The sequence below is a fragment of the Corynebacterium pseudodiphtheriticum genome (assembly GCF_023509295.1).
Lineage (GTDB): Bacteria > Actinomycetota > Actinomycetes > Mycobacteriales > Mycobacteriaceae > Corynebacterium > Corynebacterium pseudodiphtheriticum.
On sequence record NZ_CP091864.1, the window covers coordinates 326,279 to 349,661 of the forward strand.

At 58.6% G+C, this 23,383-nt stretch carries 20 protein-coding genes; 5 read left to right on the plus strand and 15 right to left on the minus strand.

Annotated features, from left to right (window positions below):
* Position 1 precedes the first annotated feature (1 nt).
* Entirely contained in the window at positions 2-1,534 is a 1,533-nt protein-coding gene (gene purT, locus L9H78_RS01390) for a formate-dependent phosphoribosylglycinamide formyltransferase (protein WP_347276371.1), read from the plus strand.
* Here purT and L9H78_RS01395 read toward each other — a convergent pair.
* Genes L9H78_RS01395 through L9H78_RS01405 form a run of 3 tightly spaced genes read right to left on the minus strand, consistent with a single transcriptional unit; the run spans position 1,531 to position 6,620 of the window.
* Positions 1,531-4,005 carry a serine/threonine protein kinase gene (locus L9H78_RS01395; RefSeq protein ID WP_430622740.1) on the minus strand — a complete coding sequence of 825 codons (2,475 nt, stop codon included), beginning with the start codon at positions 4,003-4,005 and terminating at the stop codon, positions 1,531-1,533. The genes purT and L9H78_RS01395 overlap by 4 nt on opposite strands.
* A complete protein-coding gene (locus tag L9H78_RS01400) occupies positions 4,006-5,097 on the minus strand; it encodes a glutamate ABC transporter substrate-binding protein (protein ID WP_249620259.1) in 1,092 nt (363 codons plus the stop codon). It abuts the gene before it with no gap.
* On the minus strand, positions 5,094-6,620 hold the full coding sequence (locus L9H78_RS01405) for a hypothetical protein (RefSeq protein WP_249620260.1): 1,527 nt from the start codon (positions 6,618-6,620) through the stop codon (positions 5,094-5,096). Before L9H78_RS01405 ends, L9H78_RS01400 begins: the two co-directional genes overlap by 4 nt.
* 50 nt (positions 6,621-6,670) lie before the next feature.
* Between L9H78_RS01405 and L9H78_RS01410 the strand changes: the two genes are divergently transcribed.
* Entirely contained in the window at positions 6,671-7,180 is a 510-nt protein-coding gene (locus L9H78_RS01410) for an NUDIX domain-containing protein (protein ID WP_249620261.1), read from the plus strand.
* A gap of 77 nt (positions 7,181-7,257) precedes the next feature.
* On the opposite strand, the gene L9H78_RS01415 is transcribed toward L9H78_RS01410, so the two are convergent.
* The 4 genes from L9H78_RS01415 to L9H78_RS01430 are packed head-to-tail and all read right to left on the minus strand — an operon-like array spanning position 7,258 to position 11,339.
* Positions 7,258-8,778, minus strand: a complete 1,521-nt coding sequence (locus L9H78_RS01415) for a phospholipase D-like domain-containing protein (RefSeq protein ID WP_249620262.1) — start codon at positions 8,776-8,778, stop codon at positions 7,258-7,260.
* Between the two features lie 3 nt (positions 8,779-8,781).
* On the minus strand, positions 8,782-9,606 hold the full coding sequence (locus L9H78_RS01420; RefSeq protein ID WP_249620263.1) for an exodeoxyribonuclease III: 825 nt from the start codon (positions 9,604-9,606) through the stop codon (positions 8,782-8,784).
* Between the two features lie 35 nt (positions 9,607-9,641).
* Positions 9,642-10,712 (minus strand): N-acetylglutamate synthase, CG3035 family, encoded by a 1,071-nt coding sequence (locus L9H78_RS01425; protein WP_249620264.1) that lies wholly within the window; start codon positions 10,710-10,712, stop codon positions 9,642-9,644.
* 9 nt (positions 10,713-10,721) lie between these two features.
* A complete protein-coding gene (locus L9H78_RS01430) occupies positions 10,722-11,339 on the minus strand; it encodes a peptide deformylase (RefSeq protein WP_249618217.1) in 618 nt (205 codons plus the stop codon).
* A gap of 16 nt (positions 11,340-11,355) precedes the next feature.
* Between L9H78_RS01430 and L9H78_RS01435 the strand changes: the two genes are divergently transcribed.
* The 3 genes from L9H78_RS01435 to L9H78_RS01445 are packed head-to-tail and all read left to right on the plus strand — an operon-like array spanning position 11,356 to position 13,689.
* Positions 11,356-11,625, plus strand: a complete 270-nt coding sequence (locus L9H78_RS01435) for a DUF3263 domain-containing protein (RefSeq protein ID WP_023018432.1) — start codon at positions 11,356-11,358, stop codon at positions 11,623-11,625.
* A 10-nt stretch (positions 11,626-11,635) separates the two neighbouring features.
* Positions 11,636-12,466, plus strand: a complete 831-nt coding sequence (locus L9H78_RS01440) for a LytR C-terminal domain-containing protein (protein ID WP_249620265.1) — start codon at positions 11,636-11,638, stop codon at positions 12,464-12,466.
* Positions 12,466-13,689, plus strand: a complete 1,224-nt coding sequence (locus L9H78_RS01445) for a glutamate--cysteine ligase (protein ID WP_249620266.1) — start codon at positions 12,466-12,468, stop codon at positions 13,687-13,689. The genes L9H78_RS01440 and L9H78_RS01445 overlap by 1 nt, the downstream gene beginning before the upstream one ends.
* Positions 13,690-13,697: 8 nt before the next feature.
* Here the strand turns inward: L9H78_RS01445 and L9H78_RS01450 are convergent, their stop codons facing one another.
* From L9H78_RS01450 to L9H78_RS01485, 8 genes are read right to left on the minus strand one after another with little or no spacing between them, the layout of a single operon-like run.
* A complete protein-coding gene (locus L9H78_RS01450; protein ID WP_249620267.1) occupies positions 13,698-14,096 on the minus strand; it encodes a monovalent cation/H(+) antiporter subunit G in 399 nt (132 codons plus the stop codon).
* A 2-nt stretch (positions 14,097-14,098) separates the two neighbouring features.
* Positions 14,099-14,374 (minus strand): monovalent cation/H+ antiporter complex subunit F, encoded by a 276-nt coding sequence (locus tag L9H78_RS01455; RefSeq protein WP_021352012.1) that lies wholly within the window; start codon positions 14,372-14,374, stop codon positions 14,099-14,101.
* A gap of 3 nt (positions 14,375-14,377) precedes the next feature.
* Entirely contained in the window at positions 14,378-14,953 is a 576-nt protein-coding gene (locus L9H78_RS01460; RefSeq protein ID WP_283775219.1) for a Na+/H+ antiporter subunit E, read from the minus strand.
* A complete protein-coding gene (locus L9H78_RS01465; protein WP_249620268.1) occupies positions 14,953-16,731 on the minus strand; it encodes a Na+/H+ antiporter subunit D in 1,779 nt (592 codons plus the stop codon). The genes L9H78_RS01460 and L9H78_RS01465 overlap by 1 nt, the downstream gene beginning before the upstream one ends.
* Positions 16,724-17,230 (minus strand): Na(+)/H(+) antiporter subunit C, encoded by a 507-nt coding sequence (locus L9H78_RS01470; RefSeq protein WP_021352015.1) that lies wholly within the window; start codon positions 17,228-17,230, stop codon positions 16,724-16,726. Before L9H78_RS01470 ends, L9H78_RS01465 begins: the two co-directional genes overlap by 8 nt.
* On the minus strand, positions 17,230-20,304 hold the full coding sequence (locus L9H78_RS01475; RefSeq protein ID WP_249620269.1) for a Na+/H+ antiporter subunit A: 3,075 nt from the start codon (positions 20,302-20,304) through the stop codon (positions 17,230-17,232). The genes L9H78_RS01470 and L9H78_RS01475 overlap by 1 nt, the downstream gene beginning before the upstream one ends.
* A gap of 50 nt (positions 20,305-20,354) precedes the next feature.
* A complete protein-coding gene (locus L9H78_RS01480) occupies positions 20,355-21,752 on the minus strand; it encodes a M20/M25/M40 family metallo-hydrolase (RefSeq protein ID WP_249620270.1) in 1,398 nt (465 codons plus the stop codon).
* 23 nt (positions 21,753-21,775) lie between these two features.
* Positions 21,776-23,236: a M20/M25/M40 family metallo-hydrolase gene (locus L9H78_RS01485; protein ID WP_249620271.1), complete on the minus strand. Its 1,461-nt coding sequence runs from the start codon at positions 23,234-23,236 to the stop codon at positions 21,776-21,778.
* Between the last annotated feature and the right edge of the window lie 147 nt (positions 23,237-23,383).

The following is a 23,383-nucleotide window of genomic DNA, read 5'->3' on the forward strand; positions in this document are numbered from 1 at the left end:
CATGAGTGAGAAAACGGAAGCTGCCGAGACCACGGACACGTCTAGCACCATCGGTACACCGCTGAGCTCGAATGCCACCCGGGTGTTGTTGCTGGGCGCGGGCGAGATTGGTCGCGAGCTAGCGATCAGTTTCCAGCGGCTGGGCTTGGAAATCCATGCCGTCGACAAGCGCAACGGCGCGCCGGGCCACCAGGTTGCGCAATATTCCTACGTTGCAGATGTCACTGACGCTGCGGCCGTGCTGGAATTGGCAAAGCGTATTGAACCGGATTATGTGATCCCGGAAGTGGAGATCGTCGCGGTAGAAGCGCTGCGAGAGATCGAAGAAGCAAGTTCTGCCGTGGTAGTGCCTGGGGCGCGGGCTTGCGAGCTGACCATGGAACGCGAAGCTATCCGTCGTACCGCTTCGGAACAATTGGGCTTGCCGACGACCGCCTACGATTTCGCTTCCAGCCCGGAAGAACTAAAAACCATTTTGGATGAGATGGGCTACCCGTCCATCGTGAAACCCGCGGTTACCTCAAACGGACGCGGGCATATGGTGGTGCGCTACGGCGATGATGTGACCGAGGCTTGGCAGACCGCTTCTGCGGAAGCGCATTTCGACGGCCGCGTGATAGTGGAGCGCTTCGTCGACTTTGATTTTGAAGTTACCCTGCTAGCGGTGCGTTCGATTGACCCGAAAACGGGCGAATTAGCCACCTGGTTTGCTGAGCCTATCGGGCATGATCACCGCGACGGCGGACTGATTGATTCCTGGCAACCGCTGCAGTTGAGCCAGGTAGCGATGGAAAATGCGCGCTCTATTGCCGCCCGGATTTCTAATGAATTGGGTGGACGCGGAGTTTATGGCGTGGAGTTGTTCGTCGCTGGTGATGACGTGTATTTCTCTTCGGTATCTCCACGGCCGACGGATACCGGCATGGTTACCATGGCCACGCAGCGCTATTCGCAGTTTGATTTGCATGCACGGGCAATTTTGGGTCTGCCGATCGATGTGACACTCACTTCGCCGGGAGCTGCCCGCATGTTGTGTTCTGAGGTGGACGCGGACACGTTGTCTTATGGCGGGTTGCAGGATGCCTTCGCGCACCCAGAAACCTCCGTGCTGTTGTTCGGGAAAGCAGGTAGTTACCCGGGCCGACGCATGGGAGTGGTGTTGTCGACTGCCGATAACACCGATGCTGCGCACTTGGTGGCGCGGGAGGCCAGTATGGAAATCACCATTGCTGCTGACGATGATTCTGTCACTGCTGGCACCGAGGGCTCTAGTGCAGGAGAAGCTGGTGCAGAAGATGCTGGTGCAGCTGGCTCCGTTGCAGATGCTGGTGATGACGGTGGCGCTGATACTGATGCTGGAGGTGGCACTGGCACTGCACAGGAAACAAGCGCTGCAGCTGCCACGACGCCGGAATCACGTGCCACGGCAGACGGTGCAGCTGCGGTTGAATCTGGGAGCAAGACTGGGCCCGAAACCGCTGCGCTAACTGAAACTGCCAGCGACAGCAGCCCTAACAACGACAGCAGCCGTTAGAACCAGGTCGCCGGGCGGATCATATTCGCTAAATCCACCAGCGCGTAGCGGTGCCGCGGAAACGGAGCCACTCGTGCCTGCGCCCGCAGCGTGTCGTACAAGCCAGAGCGTAAACCGTGCTGGCTAAACGTGTGCTCGAAAAGCTCGTGCGGCGAGGCCGACTGCTCCAAATCTGCTTCCCGCAAGAAGTTCAGTGCGGAAACCAATACCGCGGTTTTGATTTGTAAAAAGCGCGGCTCATTCGTTGGGATGGATTCCAGCCGACGCGCAGCCCGCCGAATATACGGTTCATTCAATGGGCTGGCCAACAGCTGCAAGATCGTCGTCAAGACCGCCATGCGGTGGTGCCGGGAAGCAGGGGAAACCCGATCTAAAACCTGCACTGCCAATTCCACTTGTTTTTCGGCCATTAACTGCCGTGCCAAACCGAATGCCGAAGACACCGTCGCCGGGTTAGTTTCCCAGACTATGGAATATAAACGTAGTGCATGAAAGCGCAGCGAGGCCGGCTCATCGGTGCGGTGCTCCCAAATTTCGGGGCGTGCTAAGAAAAACTCATTGGGGATGTTTGATAGCGAATCCGGGGTGCCCGTTGTGGCACGTGACAGCTCCGGCGGAAGCAAACTCAAATGGTTCCGGCCTTGCTCTTCGAGCAATAACTCATCGACCGCGGCCAGCGCGAGCTTCGGGGCTGCCTCGCCGGGAAGCAAAAACATCACCGAGGAAAAATGGTCTTGCGCGTCGCGGTAATCGTCCAGCAGGGTTGCAGTAACCCCGGAATACCAGCGGAAACGCCAATCGCTAGCCATATCTTCTTCTAAGGAACGCAACCATTCCCGCGCCTGGGTAGTCAGCCCCAAGTCCAGCATCGCTCGCACCACGCCCAGCGGGATTTCCTTCGAACCGACGTATTCATTAGTGTGCATCGCTTGCCTTAAGGTTTCTAGCGCTTCCTGCGGCTCAGTATAGGAAGAACCAGAAAGCATAGACGCGCCTGGGTCGCTGCGGTCGATCAACGGGACGGGTAGGGCAGAGACAACCTCGGCCGCGGTGATGTGCACGGACCGTTCGATGCCATCGATGAGTTGATCGGTGCGGAATACGGCGTGCTTGGTGCCAAAAGTGGTACGTTGCGGGGAAAACAACGAGTGCTGCGCTGGGTGCTGGATGCCGTCGCGAATGGCGATGACTTCCCGCAACACCCCATACAACTGGGTGCGCAGTTCTTCGATGGAAGAAAACCGGTGTTTGGGATCGTGTGCGGTTGCCCGTTGCAGTAGGCGATAAAACGACAAATAGCGCCGCAGCGTGGGTTCTTCCGACGGTCCGGGGAGCCCGGGAAGGTAGATGCCGTCTTCCGAGGGTAGGTTGAGCGTGAGTGCTGCCAAGGTGCGCCCAATGGTGTAAATATCACTGGCGATGGACGGTCCTTGCGTAGACACCTCGGGGGCCTGGAAGCCCTTGGTGCCGTAGATATAGCCGTAGGCGCCAATTCCGGAGACCGCACCCAGGTCGATGATTTTTACCTGGTCTTCGCTGATGATGATGTTATCCGGTTTCAGGTCGTTGTAGACCACGCCGCGAGCATGCAGGTATTCCAGCGCAGGCAAGATTTCTAGGATATAAGCGATGGCGATATCGATGGCGACGACGTGATTGGGCTGCGAATTCCGGCGGTGGCGCAGCGAAGGCCCGCCGACGTATTCCATGACGATAAACCCGCCGGGCACGCGATCGTCGTCAATGAAATTGAAGATCTTCACGATGCCGGGGTGGGTAATATCTGCTAAGAACTCGCGCTCGGCTTCCGCGGCGGCGGTTTCCTCGGCCGATTTTTGCGATTGCATCCCTTTGAGCACCACGATGCGCCCGGAAACAAAATGGTCGTTGGCCAGGTAAATCCAACCCATGCCACCGTGGGCGATCACGCCCAAGATTTCGTATTGCTGGGCGACGATATCACCGGGGTTCAGCTGCGGTGCCGGGATTTTCTTTTTTTCGATCGCCTCGCGTGGGTCAATCAGGGCTTCCTGCGGATCCGTTGGCACCACGAAGGGCAGGCGCACCATGCGGTCGGCGACTGCGCGTGCGGTGCGTTGGGCACGGCGACGTTTGCGGAAGGTGGATAGTGCTTGCCGACGAGCCCGTGTGGAGGTGTCTTCTTGTCTTTTAGCACGCTGCTTTTGGGCTTTTTCATCGCGGATTTTCTGCAAGTCTTGTAGCAGCGAGGCGATATTGTCGTCGTCGCCACCGCTGTAACCGCCGTCGCTGTCGCCGTTGCCGTCCTCGCTGCCGTCGTCGTTGTCATCCTCAGCGAAAGGATCAAACGGGACCGCGGAGGTCGCCGGCTCGGCCTCGGGCACACGGCTGGCTTCCGTGTGCGCGGTCGCCTCTGTATGTTTCGTGGCCTCAGTATATTCCGCAGCCTCGGTATGTTCTGTGGCCTCGGTGCGGGCAGATTTCTCAGTCACTTATTCACCATCCTCTGGGCGGTAGTGCAGCGGTGGCGGACCCGCCGTCGGCAAGCGTCCCGCAAACCAATGACGGAACAATTCCCACCAGGTGCCATCGGTACGGATGCGCTCGAGCGTGGAATTGACCTGACGCACTAGCCCTTCTGCCTCAGCAATCTCGTCGGCATGTGCGCTGCGAGCTGGTTTGGGCATGCCAACGCCGTAAATATCAGAGTTCACCGCAGGGCCCACGATTTCCGTGTATGGATCCTGGATTTCCAAGCCGGAAAGGATCACATCATCCACCAGAATCGCATCAGCTTGGTTATGCTGCATCGCATACAAGCAATCGGCCCAAGTTACGGCCTTTAAGATATCGGCTTTCGGGGAGTGCAAGCGCGCAAGGTTGATGCCGGTGGAATTATCCGTCACGCACACCGTGCGCGAGGCGAGATCTTCCAGCCGGTTGACCTCAGAATTCCGGTTGACCAGCAGGCGAGTATTCGTCGACAAGTATGGCGTAGAAAACTCCACTTCCTGTTGCCGCTCGGGGGTGATGGTGAGCGTGGAGAGCAAAAAATCTACCTTTCCGGTGCTCAAGGTATGCACGCGGTGTTGCGATTCGACGAAGCGGAAATCGACGGCGTTGCGGTCACCGAAAATATCCTCGGCTATTTCGTGCGCGAGGTCGACTTCGAAGCCAGACAACTGCCCGGTGGTGGGATCACGGAAAGACAACAAGTTTTGCGATTGCTGGATGCCGACGATCAAATAGCCACGTTCCACAATCGACGGGATGCGCTCTGCCGCGGTGCGACCGTCTGGTTTCAGCGAGCCACGGAGAGCATATTCTTCGACTTCCGTTCCCTGACGGGTACCGGCTTTTTCTACACGTGCGCCGGCGGGTAGCGGGATGCCGGTGGCGCTATCGCGCGGGATGCTTAGGGCGTCGTTTCTGGGGGTGAAGTCTGGCACAGCGCAGGCGGATAATACCAGCCCGAGCGCGGTGAGAGCCGCGACCAGCCGAAGCGGACGGAAGCGGTAGTGGTCAGTATCGGAACAACTCGCCTGGCAGTGAGAAGCACGGTGGCGAATAACACGGTCGATCATAGGTATTCCACCATTCGTGGACGAATTCCCAGCCAGATGGCAATTGCCGAGAGTACCGAAAACAGGCTTACCGCAGCTGCTACCAAGTTCAGCGCGGCTAGGCTCTCGCTCAGGTAAGAGCGCATAGAATCACGCGCCGTTGCGATCAGCTCAGCCAAGGCAGCATCCAGTTTCTGGAAGGCAGCCGCCGAGCTCATGGTTTGGTTCGTCCCGGTGCCTGCTGCGTCCGGTGACGAATCCGTCGCTAAGGCCAAAGCTTGCTCGTAATTACCGGAATCTAATGCCCGCAACAGGTGGGCTTTAGCCTCATCCCATTCCTGCAAAGCCGTCCGCGCTTCGTCGATAGTGGCGGCATCGGATGAATGCAGCGCGGTGGAATTGCTGAAATCAGCCAGTGCGTCCGAAATATGCTCATTCGTGGAGGAAAATTCCAAGGAAGGGTTGTAGTTCGTCCGACGCTGCACCAAGGCCAGAATCTCTTCCGTGCGGGTTCGCTGGGCATCAATCCGGGCCTGCGTGAGAGAATCCCAGGGAGTGGATGATTCCGCGAAACCCTGGCTGCCTAAATGCCAGGTGTAAACGTTGGTGCCAGAAACCCACGCCAAAGCCAGTGCCATCAGCAACGTTGCCCCCAAGAAACCGCGGTTGAAACGACGCCTGCTAATCCGCCACAACCAGTACTGGGCCAACCCCAAAAACACCAAGGCCGCGACTAAACCGGACAGCGGAACCCACTGTGGGCGAGTCAACTGATCCTGTTGCTCCGAGACGTTCTTGGCCGATAGCCGGAACAGTGAAGCCGCAGCGGGGAGGATGTCATCGCGCATCATCGCCGAGGCATTCGACATATATGCCGCACCGACGGCATTTCCGGCGCGATTATTAGTGCGTGCGGCTTCCACCAACCCGGTGTAGACCGGCAGCTGGCGCTGGATCTGCACAGCTAATTGCCGGAGGTAGACATCCTCGTCGTCCGAATCCAACACAGCAGCGGTAGCTTCGCTGGCAGCGGAATCCACCGCCTGCAAGTATTGTTTGCGGGTTTCTTCCGGCTCTACTCCTGCTTGCACAAAACCAGTGGTGGCGATGGTGTCGGCCAGTGAGAGCGACATATACAAATTGTGTGCCGAATTGCTCATCGGCTCAGTGGAGGTAAGCAGATGGTTGAGCTCGGTTTGTCGGTTGGCCACGGAATTTGCCATCGACAACCCGGCAGCGAGCAGTGCGGCGGTGAGCACAATCATGCCGACGGCCATTTTGCCCGGAGTAGTACCGAAAAACCCGAAGATGCGGGAGATGATCTGCGTAGAACCCGAAAAGGAGGAACGGAAAAACCGCCGCAGAAAGGACATGCCCGGCGCGTCGGTGGTTTTGGCTTCATCGAGCCAGTGGTCCTGGGCGTGGGCGGGAACGGGTTCGACGCGCAGCGACGGGCCACGGGAGGTGCGGGCAAAGTTGGCCGACATCTCATCTTCTGCATCGATTGGGCGATCGAGGCTTGTCGCGGGCCTATGACCGTTCATTACCCTAGACTAACGCACGCGATGTGTGCTGGGCTACTAAAATAGGCGGCATGTCTGATACACACCGGGGAAGTGGCGACGGCTGGGCGGCCGGGCCGAACGGCAGCAAGCTGTGGGGACGCTTCGGCGCTGCCGGGTTGTTTTTGCTTTCCGACGATTCCACCGTGTTGATGCAGCTGCGTGCGCCGTGGACCTCTCAGGGCGGCACATGGGGCCTTCCCGGGGGAGCCCGTGACGGACACGAGACCGCCAGTCAGGCTGCGGTGCGGGAGACTTTCGAAGAATGCGGTATCGAGGAAAGCGCGGTGACCGTGCTGCGAGAAATCGTGACCGCGGGCCCGCTGCCAGGGGATCCGGAACGCCCGGAACTAGCCGGGGAATGGACCTACACGACGGTGCTGGCGAAAACCGCTGATGGCAGCGAGTTGCCGACCTTCCCAAATGCAGAATCCGATGATTTGCGTTGGGTTCCGGTAGCGGAGCTGGAACAGCTGGATCTGCTCGTGCCGTTTGCTGATTCCTTGCCCGTGCTGCGCAAGGCATTGGCGGAGTTGCGTTAATGCGTTTGCGCTAACGCGCTTGGCTAGCGCGGTTGGCTAACTCGGTTGGTTAGGGGATCTGCCCTGGTCAGCCGGTGCTACTGCAATGCGGAAGTCAGCCGCATGACATTATCCACGTAACGACGGATAAATCCGCGCTGCTCCCACTTTTCTAAAGTCAGTGGGCGGCTAACCGCACGGTACGTCGCGGCTAGTTCATTGAGATCATCAATCAGCGAACCAGACACCACAAACAGTGTGGATTCGTAGTTCAAGCCAAACGAACGCATATCCATATTCGACGAGCCCAGCATGCCAACAGCATGGACGCTATCGCAATGATTGTCTTCCGGGTCCGCCAACGCGAATTTTGAATGCAACACATACGGCGCAGGGAATTGGTAAATATGCACCCCGGCTTCCAACAAAGCTTGGTAATACGATGATTGCGCATGGTGCACCGTGAACTGGTCGGCGCGTTCCGAGACATACAATTCCACGCGCACGCCACGGAAGGCAGCGCTGGTCACGGCTTCTAACAGGGATTCGTCTGGAATGAAATACGGCGAACATAGCACCAGGCGGTTTTTTGCGTGATGTACCACCTGGTTAAACATCCGCAGGTTCGGCTCTGAGCTGTAGCCCGGCCCCGAAGGAATCATCTGCAAAACATTGGCGTCTGAAATATATTCGGTGTGCGCGAGTGCTGCAGGTGGCGCTGTGGGTTGGCGCGTTTCGGGGTCCAGCACCTCATCGGATTCCAGATACCAGTCAATGGCAAACACCGATTCCATCGAAGTGACAATTGGACCGGATAACTCGACCATATAATCAATCCATTGCCGACCCGCACGCACGTTCTTGCGAATCCGGTAACTGCGGTCAATCAGGTTCAGCGACCCCATAAAACCGACCTTGCCGTCAACAATGATGATCTTGCGGTGGTTGCGCAGGTCAGGGCGGCGAAAACGCCATTTCCATGGCTGTAACGGCATCATTAAATGCCAGTCGACGCCGATCGCATCCAAGCGTTTGCCTAACTTCCGGTAGCCCGGATATTTCAAACTACCAATCTGGTCAAATAACAAGCGCACCTTCACCCCGCGGGCGACGGCGTCGGCAAGCGCCTGATAAAACACGTCGGTGGTCTCGTCCCAGGATTGGATATACACCTGCACGTGCACATAGTCGGTGGCGGAATCAATGACCTCCGCCATGCGCTTGATTGCCTGGTCATAGTCGGCGAGCAAACCACGTTGGTCGCCAATGACCGCCGGGAACCCAGTCAGCCGACGATTGAGAGCGATCATGGACGCGACTTCGCGGGAGTTGCACAGGTGCGGCGGCATATCCGGCAATTGCCCCTGCGCGTCGTTGAGCTGTTCATTCGCGTTTTTGTATACCTCGTGCCGGCGCCGGTTAATAAACGGCGAGCCCATCAGGAAAAACAGCGGTAGACCCAAAAATGGAATCAACAGAATTGCTAGCAGCCAGGCCGTCGACGATGATGGGCGCCTGCCTTCTGGTACAAAGCCAACAGCCAGGATTTTGATGGTGTAATCCAGGATAAAAAACGCGGCCTGCCACCACGTCACATCGATCGACAGCGCCGGTTCCACGGTTTAACGAACCTCGTCGAAGTCACTCGCTTGAAAATCCACCACCACCGGCGCGTGGTCAGAGGCACCTTTGCCGTGGCGCTCATCGACATCGACAAACCCAGAACGAGCTTGTTTCGCTAACTGCGGTGAGGCCAGCTGGAAATCAATGCGCATGCCCTCGCCCTTGGCAAACCGCATGGAAGTGTAATCCCAGTAGGTGTAGCGCGCGTCGGTGAGTTCGCGGGTGATTTCCCGGGTACCGGCTTCTTCCAACATTTGGAAAGCCGCTCGCTCTGGTTCGGTGACGTGGGTGGCGCCGTCGAACACACGCAGATCCCACACATCCTCGTTGCGGGGAGCGATATTGAAATCGCCTGTGAGCAGGATTTTTTTGTCAGCGTCTTCGCTAAGCTGGCCGCGGACGTAATCGCGTAAGGCGTAGAGCCAGAACAGCTTGTATTCGTAGTGACGGTCGGTAATCTCGCGGCCGTTGGGCACATACAGCGACCAGATTTCGATATTGGTAGCACCGATGCGGGCACCAATCGCGCGGGCCTCAATGTTTTGCGGCTCACTCGGGTCTTTATGAAACCCCGGTTGGCCAGGAAACTCGCGGCGGACGTCGTGGAGTTCGTGGCGCGAAATCAGTGCCACACCATTCCACTGATGAAAACCGCAGTGGGCGACGTGGTAACCGGCTTCCTCGAACGCTTGGTAGGGGAACTTGTCATCGGCGCATTTGGTTTCTTGCACGGCCAGCACGTCGATCTTATGGCGTTGCAAAAAATCCAACACACGGTCGGTGCGTGTGCGAATAGAGTTCACGTTCCAGTTAGCGATCCGCATGGCGCCTTATTTTACCCGCGCACGCGCGTGGACGCTCAGCGCGGGCTATCGCCCAGCCACAGTGCGCAACGATGTCGGTGATGCTCGATGAACCCCAGCTTGTGATACAGCGCAATCGCGGGGGTATTTGTGGAGATGACCTGCAGATAAGCCGAATCCGCGCCGTGGCTTTTGCCCCAAGCCAGCATGTCCGCCCCGAGCCGGGTAGCCAAGCCACGGCGGCGCCAATCCGCGGCGACTTGCACAGCAGAATAGCCCAGCCATTTCTGGCCGTTTTCGGATTCGGTGAGCGTAGCACGCGTGATGGCCACTGTTCTGCCGGTTGCTGGTTCCAACAATCGGGCAAATCCCATAGTGCCCGCGATGCGCCCGGCTAGCAGCTGCAGTGCGTGTTGCGGAAGCGCGGTGCCGCGGAAGGTGTACAGGTCAAACCATTCCTGGTCGGGGGCGTCGTCGACGCGGAAGAGGAGCTTGTCGACGGCCGCAGTGCTTGGTGATGCAGGTTCGGCGTCGGCAAGCGAGCGTGTCATCACCAAGATTTCGGGGCCCAGATCCCATTGTCCCTCTGGTGCGCTGCGCAGCAGACGCTCGGCGGGGGCACCGATGCGCTCGGGAATGAGTAGGCGCGGCGGCAGGCCATGGGAACGGTAGAACTCAAAGATTTCGGAGATCGGCACTGGAACGAAACCGGCCGAACGCCCAAGCGGAACCGCAGAATTTGAGCGTTCGGTAATGCCATCACCAGCACGCATGAGCCACTGGCCATCGAAAGAAACCTGGTTGTGAATACCCGGGAAGGCAGCGGCGGTCGCCTCTTCCACGGCACGGATTTCCGAATTTCGGATCCGTCGTGGTGAGAGACGTTTGACCACATAGATCTCCTCGTTGGGAATGGTCACCGAGGGTTTTTCCGAGGGATAACCGCCGATTTCTTGGGGGCGTACCACCAGTGGTTCTAATTCCAGCACATGCCCGGTGACATCGGAATACACCGGGGCATTGCGGTTACCCAGCGCGCGCCGCACGATGACGCGATCACCGACAGACACCTCGTCACTGCGGAAAATCCGCGACTTTGTGCTGCGTGGGGCGTTCGGGTGGTTCATGGGCGGAAGTTACTGCTCGTCGTGGCCGAAGGGGTCGCGATCTTCACCTGGCATCCAGGTCAACCCCGGTTCGGTCCAACCATTGGCCTTGATGGTCTTTTTGGCTGCTCGCTTATAGCGTCCGGTGAGCATATCGGTATACAGGAAGCCATCGAGATGTCCGACCTCATGTTGCAGGCAGCGAGCGAAAAAGCCGTAGCCTTCGATGGAAATTTCCTTGCCGTTTTCATCCAGCCCGGTCACCCGCGCCCAATCCGCGCGGCCCGTCGGGAAGCCTTCACCCGGCACGGACAAGCAGCCTTCGTCGTCGCTGCCGTCGGCGGCGGGCATGGTCTTGGGAATCTCGGAGGTTTCTAGCTTGGGGTTGATAACACAACCACGGCGCATGCCGCCGTCTGGCTTATCGCTGCCGTTTGGTCCGTCAACATCAGGGCATCCGTAGACGAAGATACGCAGGCCGACACCAATCTGGTTGGCAGCCAGGCCGACGCCGCGGGCAGCATCCATGGTCTCATACATGTCTTTGATCAGCTGCTGGATCTCTGGGGTATCCAGTGGGGTATCGACGATGGTCGTGGGATTATGCAGCACGGGATCGCCGTGGATAACAATGGGGCGCACAGTCATGCCTTACAGTTTAACTATGACCGATCACCAAACGCTCACAGACGGTGGCCTTTCCGATTGTGACAGGGAGCTTTTGGATTTCACCGAACACGCCCCGCGGGCAGCCGGGGCGAAAGAAGAAGCCATCCGAACTCAGTTGGGAATGACCCCGGTGCGGTATTACCGCCGGCTGAATATTTTGTTGGATTATGCTCCCGCGATGCAGGAATATCCCTTGTTGATAAAGCGCTTGCGGCGCGTGCGTAATCGGCGCGCCGTGACCAGTTCCGATACTTCGGAATATTAGAGTGGCTAGTGTGACGAATGTATACCACGGTGATGAGGCGAACATGAACTATTCCGACGCTCGCGGCCCGGAAAACGCTAGCGGGGCAGGTGCTGAGGGAGCTGCCGGTTTTGGGACTGCTGGATCAGGCGCGAGATCTGGTCTGCCATTGCGTGGCCTAGCGATGGTGTTGATTTCCGTTGCAATTTTGCTGGGCCTATGGGGCATTTTCGCGCTCACCAGCTCTGACGAAACCACCGCGACGAATACTGCGAACAACGCGCAAGACTCCGCCGCAGAGCAAGCCGGAGGCGACAACAACGGCACTCCTGCAAACGGCGGCCAGGGCGATGGCCCCAACGGGGCGCCTGCCGACGGCGATCACCGCGACGGCGCACACCCAGGTGATGCTGGCCGCGACGGTGTTGAAGGCCCAGCCGGGGCACAGGAGCACCCCCATGAAGGCGGCCACCCAGAGGGCGCGCCGGGAGCAGAGCGTCGAGAAGCACCAGCTGGCCGTTCCGGTGGAGCCGGCGCTGGCGCAGGCGCTGGTGCCCCGCAGACTTTCGACGTCACTGTCTTGAACAACTCGACGGTGCCTGGCCTAGCCCACCGCGTGACCCAATCACTAGAGCGTGAAGGCCAGAAAACCCGCGAATCCGGTAACCTGCCGGGCGGAGAAAAAGTGCTGCGCGAAAACACCGTCTTCTTCCCAGCTGGTAATGCTGCGGCAGAGCAGCGCGCCCGCGAACTTGCCGACCGCGTCGGCGGTGTTGCCCGGGAAAACACTGCTTATCTGCCTGGTGAAGCCACCGAGAATAACGGCTTGACCATGGTCCTTATCGGAGAGGTTGCTCTGTAATGGCAAGTTCGTCTGAGACACCGAGAGAGGTGTTCAAACGTTCGGAGCGGCCCACCGTCGGCATCGAATGGGAAGTCGCACTTATCAACCCAGAAACTTGGGATCTTGCGCACCAAGCTGAAGCGGTGATTAATACTGCACAGCAGATTCAGCCGGACATTCATCTGGAAAAAGAATTCCTGCAAAACACTATCGAGCTGGTCACCGGAATCTGCGATACCATTCCGCAGGCCGTGGCGGAACTCGATTGTGATCTTGCAGTGATCCGGCAAGCAGCCGAACAACACGGGTTATTGCTGTGGGCGTCGGGGGGACACCCGTTTTCTGATTTCCGCACCAACCCGGTGAGCGCGAAGATGACTTACGCCGAGATCATCGAACGCACCCAGTACTGGGGCAGCCAAATGCTGATTTGGGGCACGCACGTGCACGTTGGCATCCGGCATGAAGACCGCGTGTGGCCCATTATCAATGCCCTGATGACGAAGTTTCCGCATCTGTTGGCGCTGTCCGCGTCTTCGCCGGGATGGGATGGCATTGATACTGGTTATGCCTCCAACCGCACCATGCTGTATCAACAATTGCCTACCGCGGGCCTACCACCGGCGATCACAACTTGGGAAGAATGGCAGAGCTACATGCACGACCAAGCAGCCTCCGGAGTGATTAGCCACACTGGTTCGATGCACCTGGATATTCGCCCGGCCTCCAAATGGGGCACGATCGAAGTGCGGGTTTCTGACGCCTCGTCGAACCTGCGCGAGCTATCCGCGGTGGCTGCGCTCACGCATTGTTTGGTGGTCTACTACGACCGGATGCTTGACGCTGCCAACGTTGATACTGACACCGCTGGCGGTGACACCAGTGCTAGTGCTGGTGCTGTTACTGAAGCCAATAACCCATTGCCCAACCTGCAGCCATGGCACATCGCAGAAAACAAATGGCGCGCCGCCCGCTATGGGCTGGACGCGCTGGTAATCACCTCGCGGGATACACACGAGCGCTGGGTGAAAGATGAACTAGCGGACCTGGTGGAAGAGCTAGCACCCATCGCAGAAGAACTCGGTTGCAGCCGGGAGCTACAGCTGGTCAGTGAGATCGTCGACAAGGGCGCTGGCTACCAACGCCAGCGGCAACGCTTCGCACAATCCGGGGGAGACTGGAAGCAAGTAGTGGCTGCCACCGCAGAAGAGATGACAACCTGGCGGCCGCTGGAAAACTAGGCTGCGCGTTAGCTTTTGCGGGGATCTTTTTTGCGCAGCGTGCGCTTGGCCGGGCGGTCGTTGCGCGCCATCGTGGCATCCGCACCGTAAAGGCCTTCACGGCGTCCAATGCGCCCCAGGCGTTGCGCGGTAACCGGGCTGGTTAAGAGCGCGAAAATCACCAACAAGAACAGCACCCCGATATCAGATTGCCACCCGGTGTTATAGCCGTCGCCAGCCACCGGCAAGTGGATACCCGCACCGACGATGCACATGATCAAACCGACGGTCTGCGGTTTCGTGACCGCATGCACCCGCGACATGGTATCGCCGAAACGAGCGACACCCACCGCAGCAGAAAACACGAAAAATCCACCCGTAGTGAGCAATACCAGGGAGACGACGTCGGCAAGCAAAGCCCAATTCATAATTAGCTCACATCCCTTTTCCGGAAACGGGTGACAGCCACGGTAGAAATAAACGCGAGCATTGCGATCACCATCATCGCGTAAACCACCGTGGAGTCCGAGGTCCATGCGATGTAGGTGGCGGCCGCGCATTGCATCATCGCGACCATTCCGTCGAGGCCCAGAAGCCGGTCCAATGAGTTCGGGCCGACGATGATGCGCCAGACCGTGATCGCCAATGCTGCGCTGATCAACAGCGCAGGGATGATCAGCAGCGTGGTATATAACTCTGGATCCATGGGCTAGGTCCTTTCGAAAATCTTGATCATCCGGGCCTCCAGGGCTTGCACCCGGGCCAGCTCTTGCTCGATGCGCTCGTCGTTATCCGCGTTGAGTAAGTGAATCGTCAACGTACGGTTCGCAATATCAATATCCGTCACCGCACCGCCCGGTTGCAGGTTGTATAACGTCACCGCTAGCACCAAGATGAATTCGTTGGACACCCGCATCGGGGCCGTCACGATAGCGGTTTTTGGCAGCTTCTGCGGGCGCAATGCCAGCCAGGCTACATTCAGCGAGGCGACGAGCAGCTCAAAGAAAAACTCCACTAGGAACCAGGCCAGTTTGTGCCAAGAGATGTGCAAACCAGCCACGGGCATGGCCGGCAGTGGTAGCAAGTACACCACGAGCGTGCCGACGACTAGCCCAGCGACGATATTTCCCCAACTAATCTCGCCGACCAAGATGATCCACATGACCATCAGCCAGGTGATAAACGCTGGGCGGAAGCGGTTGCGTAAACCTTTCGGGACGCGCTTTTTTAACCGGGCTTGCCGGGCTTTTTCGGCTGCTCGTTTTTCTCGCGTGTTGGTTCCCATTAGGAATCGCCTCCCTGAACGGATTCAGTGGCAGCCGGGCTGGAGCTTGGGGTGGTTTGTGAACTGGTGCTGGAGTTGGTGTGCCCGGCCCCTGCGTTGCCGCTTTCTTCGCGGCGGTCTTCGCCGTCGTCCAGCCGCTCTAGTTCCAAGTTGCGCGTCGGCTCGCCAGGGTCCGTGCCCAGTACCGCGGTGCGGTAGATGTTGACGTCTTGCGCGGAGTTCGCCGCGCGATCCGTGATGCTGGCGATGGGGCCGGCAACCACACTGATCGCGCTGGATGCGATGACCAACATTGCGGTAGCCGCGAGCATGCCAAATGGTGTGCGGCCCACCGATTCGCGCTCTGAAAATTCCACTTCCTGGGTGATGTCCGCCAGTGGGGCAGGCCGGGCCATCGCCATATTGCCTTCCGGGGCGTCCTTGCGGTCACGTACAAAGCCTTTGGACCAGACCATGATCATTACGTACAGCGTCAACAGCGATGTGATCACCGCACCCCCGATCAATACCCAGGACATCCAGGTATTGGCCTCGGCACCAGCATGGAAAAGCATGACTTTGCCAAGGAAACCGGAAAACGGTGGGATGCCGCCCAAGTTCAGAGCCGGGATCAGGTACAGCACGGTAATCACTGGTGCTGTATACATCAGCGAACCCAGCCGGCGCAGCGACGAGGTGCCGGCGTGGCGTTCGATCAGGCCAACGACTAGGAACAGTGCGGTTTGCACCAAAATGTGGTGCACCATGTAGAAGATTGCACCGGATAACCCTTGCGAGCTGCCCAGACCAATGCCGAAGATCATATAACCGATATGCGAGACCAGCGTGAAGGACAACAAACGTTTAATGTCATTCTGCGCCATCGCGCCCAGAATGCCGATCAGCATCGTGGCTAACGCAACCACCATCAGCAAAACGTCCAGGCTGCCATCGGTAAACACAGTGGTGCGCATGCGGATGATTGCGTACACACCGACCTTGGTGAGCAGCCCCGCGAATACTGCCGTGACCAACGACGGAGCCGTAGGGTAGGCGTCCGGCAGCCAAGAATCTAGCGGGAAGACCGCAGCTTTAATGCCGAAGGCAACCAGCAACACACCAAAAATGGCAGCCTGGGTGCCGCCTGGAACATCTTCCATGCGCTGGCCAATCTGGGCCAGGCTGACCGTGCCCACCGCCGCATAGGTCACGGCAATGCCGAACAAGAACACCATTGAGCTGGCCATAGAGACCATCACATAACCCACTCCGGCACGCACGCGCGAAGGTGAAGCGCCGAGAGTCATCAGGACGTAGGAGGCGACCAGGAAGATTTCGAATCCAACGTACAAGTTGAACAAGTCTCCGGCCAGGAAAGACAGGTTCACGCCCATCGTCAACAGCATGTAGGACGGCAAGAAGACCGCTACGGGTTCATCCTTCGTGTCATCACGGATGCCCTGCGCGATGGCGAACCACATCACAGCGAACAAAATGATGGAGCTGACGAACAGCATCATCGTCGACAAGCGGTCAGCGACCAGGGTGATGCCGAGTGGGGCGTCCCAACCACCGATCTGCAGGGTTTGGATGCCTTCGCCGTCGACGACGATGAGCATGGTGGCCGAGAGCACAGCGAGCGCCAACAGGGTGAAGAACACGAAGGCACGCCGTACGTTGAGCATGCGTGGAAACAGCAGACACCCGGCCGCTGCAAGCGCGGGGAGGATCACCGGCAGCGGAATTAAATAGGGCATGTACGGCAGTACTGCCTCGGTGAATGGTTCTAGTCTAGTCATCGGCGCCTTCCGTTCCTGTGGCGTCTTCGACGGGCTTTTCAAATGACTCCGGGCCGAAGCGGTCGCCTTCTTCGGTGGCTCGGCCCGTCTTCGGGTCGTCGGAGGCATCGTGGTCTGGGCCAGCGGCCGCGTTGATCGGCCGGGCGGCAATTGCTGCGTCTTCGTGGTCGTCTTCGACGACGTCGGCAGAACGGTAGCGGTACTGACGGTAAGCCAGGGAAAGCAAGAATGCTGTGAGCGCCATGGCAATCACGATCGCCGTCAGGATCATTGCTTGGGCCAGCGGATCGGCTTCTTGCTCGCCGTACAGTGAGGACTCACTACCTGTAATGGGAGGCGAGCCGGCGGGGCCGCCAGCTTGCAGGATCAGCAGGTTCGCGGCGTTCCCGATAAGCAGCAGGCCGAGCACAATCTTGGTGACTGCACGGTCAAGCATCAGATAGACCCCGGCGGCGACCATCACCCCGGAGGCGAGTAGCAGAAATAGGTTCGCTTCCATTAGCTGCGGCTCCTTTCTCCGGATGTAGTGCGGGCTGTAGTCGATGTTTCGGTTCCTGCTTGTTGGTTCTGCTCAGCTCGAGCTTTTTGCTGCTTGCGTTTGGCAGCCTTTTGCTCGTTCCTGCGCTGCAGATTTTTGCGCTGTAGGTTCTTGTGCTGCAGGTTCTTCGCGCGATCGCGCGCACGCTGCTTACGTTCTTCTTCTTCCAGATCCAGCTGCGTACCCAGAGCTGTGAGCACATACATGGTCATGCCGATCACGATCAGGTACACCGCGGCGTCGAAAATTAACGCTGAAGGTAGTGAGACTGCACCGATCACTGGGACATCAACTGACGCATAGTATGAGGTCAGCGGGGGATCACCGAAGGCCATCGGCACCAGTGCAGAACCTGTCGAAAGCATCAGGCCGACGAAGAACAACCGTGCTGGGTCGACAGGCAAGGTCTCTTCCAATTCCGCGCGACCACCGGCGACATAACGCAAGGTCAGCGCAAGAGCCGCGACCAATCCACCAGCGAAGCCGCCACCGGGCGCGTTATGACCGGCGAAGAAGAAGTAGACGGACAGCGCCATCATCGATGGGAAAAGCACGCGTGTGGCCACATCAACCATGATCGAGCGGTTTGCTGCACGCTCGGTTTCCACCTGTGCAGCCAACCAACGGCGGGATACCGCGGTGAGGATTGGTCGGCGTGAACGCCTGGTGAAGGAGTTCGTGCGGTAGATCAACGATGCCACACCTAGCGAAGCAATGATCAGCACAATGGTCTCGCCCATGGTGTCCCAAGCACGGAAGTCCACCAGGATCACGTTCACGGTGTTTAAACCGTGCGAGATTTCTTCTGCCAGCTTCGGCATTGGCTCGGAAATTGCTGGGGCGGTGCGTGCGTTCATGGCGAACAATGCGACGGTGACCACGGAGAATGCGACGGCGATGGACAACCAAGCACGGAAGCGGTTGAACTGTGGAGTGCCACGCCATTCCACGTTGGTGGGCATTTTCCGCAGCACCAGCATGAAAATGACCATCAGCACGGTTTCCACCAACACCTGTGTCAAAGCCAGGTCCGGGGCGCCGTACATGGCAAAGATAAACGCCAAGAAGTATCCAGTAACACCAACCAAAACGACAGCTGAGAGACGGTTGTGCATAACCGTTGCTGCAATTGCGGCGGCGATAATCGCGATTGCGGCTCCTGCCTGCCAAGCGGATTCGCCGAGGTTAAGGCGGATATTCGTGCGATCACCTAGCAAGAGCGCTATCAATGGCACTACGGCGAGGACGGCAAAAATGACGCCCAAGTTGTACTGCAGCGAACCGCGCTGGGTAGAAGCCGTCAAGCGCAGCGAAATTCGGCGCAGTTGGTTCAGGATGGCGTAATAAGCATCGTTGGCATTACCCAGTGCCGGGTAATCGAAATGAGCTTTGGCCAGGGCGCGACGTTGCCAGTGCAGGATGCCACCGACAGCCAAAATACCGGCAGAAATAGCCAGAGGCAGCGTCCAGCCGTGCCAAAGAGCCAGATCTGTGGCGTGCCCGGCAGCTGGGTCACCGTGGCCGGTGGCAGCCAGGTGTGCAAATTCTGAATCCAGGTGCTGGTTAATCGCATTCGAGATAATGCCTGGTTGTAGGCCGAAAAAGATCGTCAAAGCGACCAGTATCGCCGGTGGGCCCCACAGCAGCACCGAAATTGGTGCCATTGTGGCGACTTCCTGGCAGATGCCACCACCGGTCGGGTGCGTTGGTTTTTTGCTCGCGAAGGCGCCGTAGATCACGCGGATCGAATAAGCCACCGTGAGCACAGAACCAACCACGATGAACACCAAGATTAGCTGGCGTGGGGTGCCGACCAGTAGTTCTTCATGCAGCACGGCTTCCAAGGCAGCTTCCTTGGCGACGAACCCCAGCATCGGGATCACCCCGGCCATCGAAGCCGCAGCCAGAATTGCGATGATTGCCAGCAGCGGTTGTTTGCGCCCCAAGCCAGAAAGATCGAAAATATCGCGGGTTCCGGTGGAGTGGTCAATCGCACCGACGACCATAAATAGAGTGGCCTTAAATAGCGAGTGCGCCACCGTGAGCGCTAAACCTGCCAGCAGGGCCTCACGGGAGCCAATGGCAACCACCGAGGTGATAAAGCCCAATTGAGATACGGTTCCGTACGCCAAAATTAGCTTCAGGTCGCGCTGTTTCAACGCCATCCAGCCACCGAGCAGCATGGTGAACAAGGCCAACGGAATGATCAGAGCGTGCCAGGTGGCAACCTGCGCGAAATCTGGGGCGAGCCGGGCGACCAGATAAATGCCCGCTTTTACCATCGCTGCCGAGTGCAAGTAGGCCGAGACGGGAGTCGGGGCCGCCATCGCGCCCGGCAACCAGAAGTGGAATGGTGCGATCGCGGATTTAGACAGCGCACCAACGATCACCAGCACAATGGAAATGCCGATGTGCGGTACATCCGTGAGTTCTGCAGAGGCAGCAAATGCGCTGAGCTCGGAAAAACTCCAAGTTCCGGTGGTTTGGCCGAGCAATACGATGCCAACCAGCATGATCAAACCACCGAGCACGGTGACCATCAAGGCCTGACCCGCAGCACGGCGAGACGAGGCGCGCTCGCCGTAATAAGAAACCAGCAGGAAGGACAGAATAGAGGTGGCTTCCCAGAAGATATACAGCAACAGGAAGTTGTCCGAGCTGACCAGGCCGATCATGACGGTGGCAAAAGCCATCATCTGCCCGGCGAAAAGGGCAAGCCGGCGGGGAGTGGAATCAAAATAGCCCCAGCAATACAACATCACCAGAGCGCCCACCCCGGTGATGATCAGCCCGAACAAACCGGATAAAGCATCAAGCCGGAAATCCAGAATCAGTTGAATTTCCGGCACCCAGACCAGGGAATATTCTAGTGTGCCCTCTCCGGCAAAAGTGCCGTGCACAAAGTGTTGCAGTAACCAGAAAAAACCCACTGCGGGTACGGCCGCGAGCAAGGCGAAAGCCGACCGGCCCAACCAGTGGATCAGAAGCGGCGCCAGAATTGAGGCGCAGGCTAGGGAACCGAGCAGGATGAGCACAATTATTCCGCCTCCCAGTTATTGCGCGTGGGCTAAAGACTTGTTCAAGCTTAGCGGAAACGGAGACGCGTCAACAGCAGTGCTTCTGCAAAAGCCAAGCGTTCAATTTCTTCCGGATCCACGGATTCGTTACTGGAGTGAATGGCTGAAGCCGATTCCGCTACCCCATAGAGCCCAAATTCGGCGTTCGGGAATTTTTCTGCCAATTTCACCGTCAACGGGATCGAGCCACCCGTGCCGATCATTTCAGTGTCTTGCTCGTAGGCCTGCGAGATGCAATCGCTGAGTAACCCAAACAGAGGGCCGGAGGTATCGGCGGCAAAAGATGGATTCGCCGAGGTGATATCAACATCGATGTGCGCGCCCCAGCTGATGTGCGCGCGCAAGTGTTCCGCGACCTTTTCTGCGGCGTCTGCCGTATCAACCCCTGGTGGTACCCGTAGGTTGAGCTGCGCCGAGGCAGTGGCAGGTACGGCGTTGATGGCTTCTTCTACCGGAGTAGAACTAAAACCGGTGATGGTCACCGCCGGGCGGGCCCACACCAAATCCGCCATCTCGTCGTCACCAGCGCCCAGCATGTCGACGCCATCGAGCAGACCAGCGGCATCGCGCGCTGCGTCATCTTCAGCCGGATATGGGCTGCCTTCCCAATGACGATGTTGCCCCAAGCCGTTGACGGCGACTTGCCCGTCGTCGTCATGCAGCGTGGCCAGCACCCGCACCAGCGCGGCCACCGCATCCGGAGCCGCGCCGCCGAATTGCCCGGAATGCACCGGTGCTTCCAGGGTGTTCACCGTGACGGTCAGCTGCCCACCGCCACGCAGGCTGGTGGTGAGCGTCGGCAAGCCAGCTTGGCCAGAGGCAGTATCGGCGATGCAGATTAGGTCGGCGTCGAAAAGCTCCGGACGGTCGTCGACAAGATCTTTCAGCCCCTGCCCGCCGCGTTCCTCAGAACCTTCGCAAACTAGGATGATGCCGGCATCGCAGCCGCCGGTGGCATCAACCGCGCGGATCGCAGCCAGGTGCATCAGCACGTTACCTTTGCAATCCGCCGACCCACGCCCATACCAGCGCCCGTCACGCTCGGTGAGGATGAACGGATCAGATTCCCACTCGTCCGGGGTGGAAATATCGACGACGTCGTGGTGGCAATACAACAGCACCGTCGGGGCATTGTTCTTGGCGGCGCGCTTGCCGACGACTGCCGGCGAGCCGTCGCTGGTCTCGATGATTTCGGTGACCAGCCCACGCTCCACCATGAGATCGCGGATCATTTGGGCCGAACGAGCCATGTCTTTGGCGTGGTCGTCGTTGAGCGCGAGGGAAGGGATCGCGCACAGCTGCGCAAGATCACCGAAGATGCGCTGGCGCTGGCCACCGATGTGATGGCGCAAAGCGTGCTCCAGGTGGCCGTGGTTCGGGTTCGAAGGGTCGTGGTAACTGGACACGATGTAATCCTTGTGATTTTTGCTTAATTTTGCGCTGGTTTTTGTGCTTGTGCTTGTGCCTGTGCGCTGAAGCGGGTGATAAACAGCGCTTCCGTGGTGGCCAGGCGAATGATTTCTTCTGGGTCCACGGATTCATCTGGCGAATGGATGGTGGTTTGTGGTTCGCACAGGCCGTAGACGGCGATATCGGCATCCGGGTTGGCTTCGGCCAAAGCAGTGGTCAGCGGAATGGATGCACCGTTGCCGGTATTGCGCACCTCTGCACCAAAAGCAGTAGCCATAGCGGATTCGAAGGTTTCGAAGGCCGCGGATTCCGTGCTGGTAGAAAACGGGCTGAAGACATCTTCTGCCGTGACCTCAATCTGGGCGTCGAATGGCACCGCATCGCGGATCTGCTGGGCAGCAGCATCGACGACGTCCTGGGTGTGCAAGTGGAATGGCACGCGCAGGTTCACCACGGCCTCGGCGTGGTGGGTAACAGCATTGACGACGTCGCTGGTGGGGCGTGAGCTGAACGCGGTGACCGTCGCGGCTGGTCGAGCCCACAGCTGGGCTGCGATTTCTTCGTCCGTACCCTGGCCGTGCAGGCCGACGCCGTCGAGCACGCCAGCATCAGAGCGGAAGGTGTCTGCATTGTAGCTGGCGCCGTCCCAGTGCCACTTCGCATCGTCGGTTGGTTCGAAACCGCGGATTACCGTGTGGCCGCTGTCGTCGAAAAGCGAGTTCAGCGCGCGCATCAGCGCCAAAGTAGCATCCGGGGCTACACCGCCGAACAAACCGGAGTGCACTGGGGCACGCAGCGTGTCGACGGCTACCTTCAGCTGCGCACCACCGCGCAAAGCAGTGGTGATGGTTGGGGTGCCAGCAGCGACGTTGCCGCCATCGGCAATAAGCATGACGTCTGCCTGGAACAGCTCCGGGCGCTGCTTGATCAGCTTGTCTAGGCCTTCGCCGCCTTGTTCTTCCGAGCCCTCCACCAACACGCGCAGGTTGATGCCCAAGTTTTTCAGCCCCACGGTGTCATCGACTGCGCGCAGTCCAGCTAGGTGCATAGCCAGCGAGCCCTTGCAATCGGCGGCGCCGCGGGCATACCACCGGCCGTCGCGCTCGGTGAGGGTGAACGGATCTGCAGTCCATTCGGCCGGGTCGCCGGCCAGGACGACGTCGTAATGCGAATACAACAAAACGGTGGGTGCACCGTCGATCTTTGGGGTGGACGCCAGGTAGGTCGTGGAACCGTCGGCGGTGGGGATAGCGCTGACTTCGAGCCCGGCGTCGGCAAGCGCGGCATCGACCCAGTTCCCAGCGTTGGTGTGTTCTTCTTTCAGCTCTGGGTTCTCCGGTAGGTACACAGAATTAAAGGCAATGATTTCGGACAACTGCGAAAAGATCTCCGCGCGTTGGCTGCGAATATGTTCTGCGAGGGCGGTTTCGGTGTTGTTGGGCTGTGCGCCAGCGTTAGTTTCGGTGCTAGTCGTATTCATGCCCGCTAACCTAGCAGGAATTGCTGGGCGAAACGCCGGGTATAACCTTGCACTCGCCGGGCCCGAGTGCCAGAATGGTTGCTAGCACTTCCGGTAGTGGAGTGCTAAACCACTACTAATAGACCTATCACGCAGGTGAGAATGGTG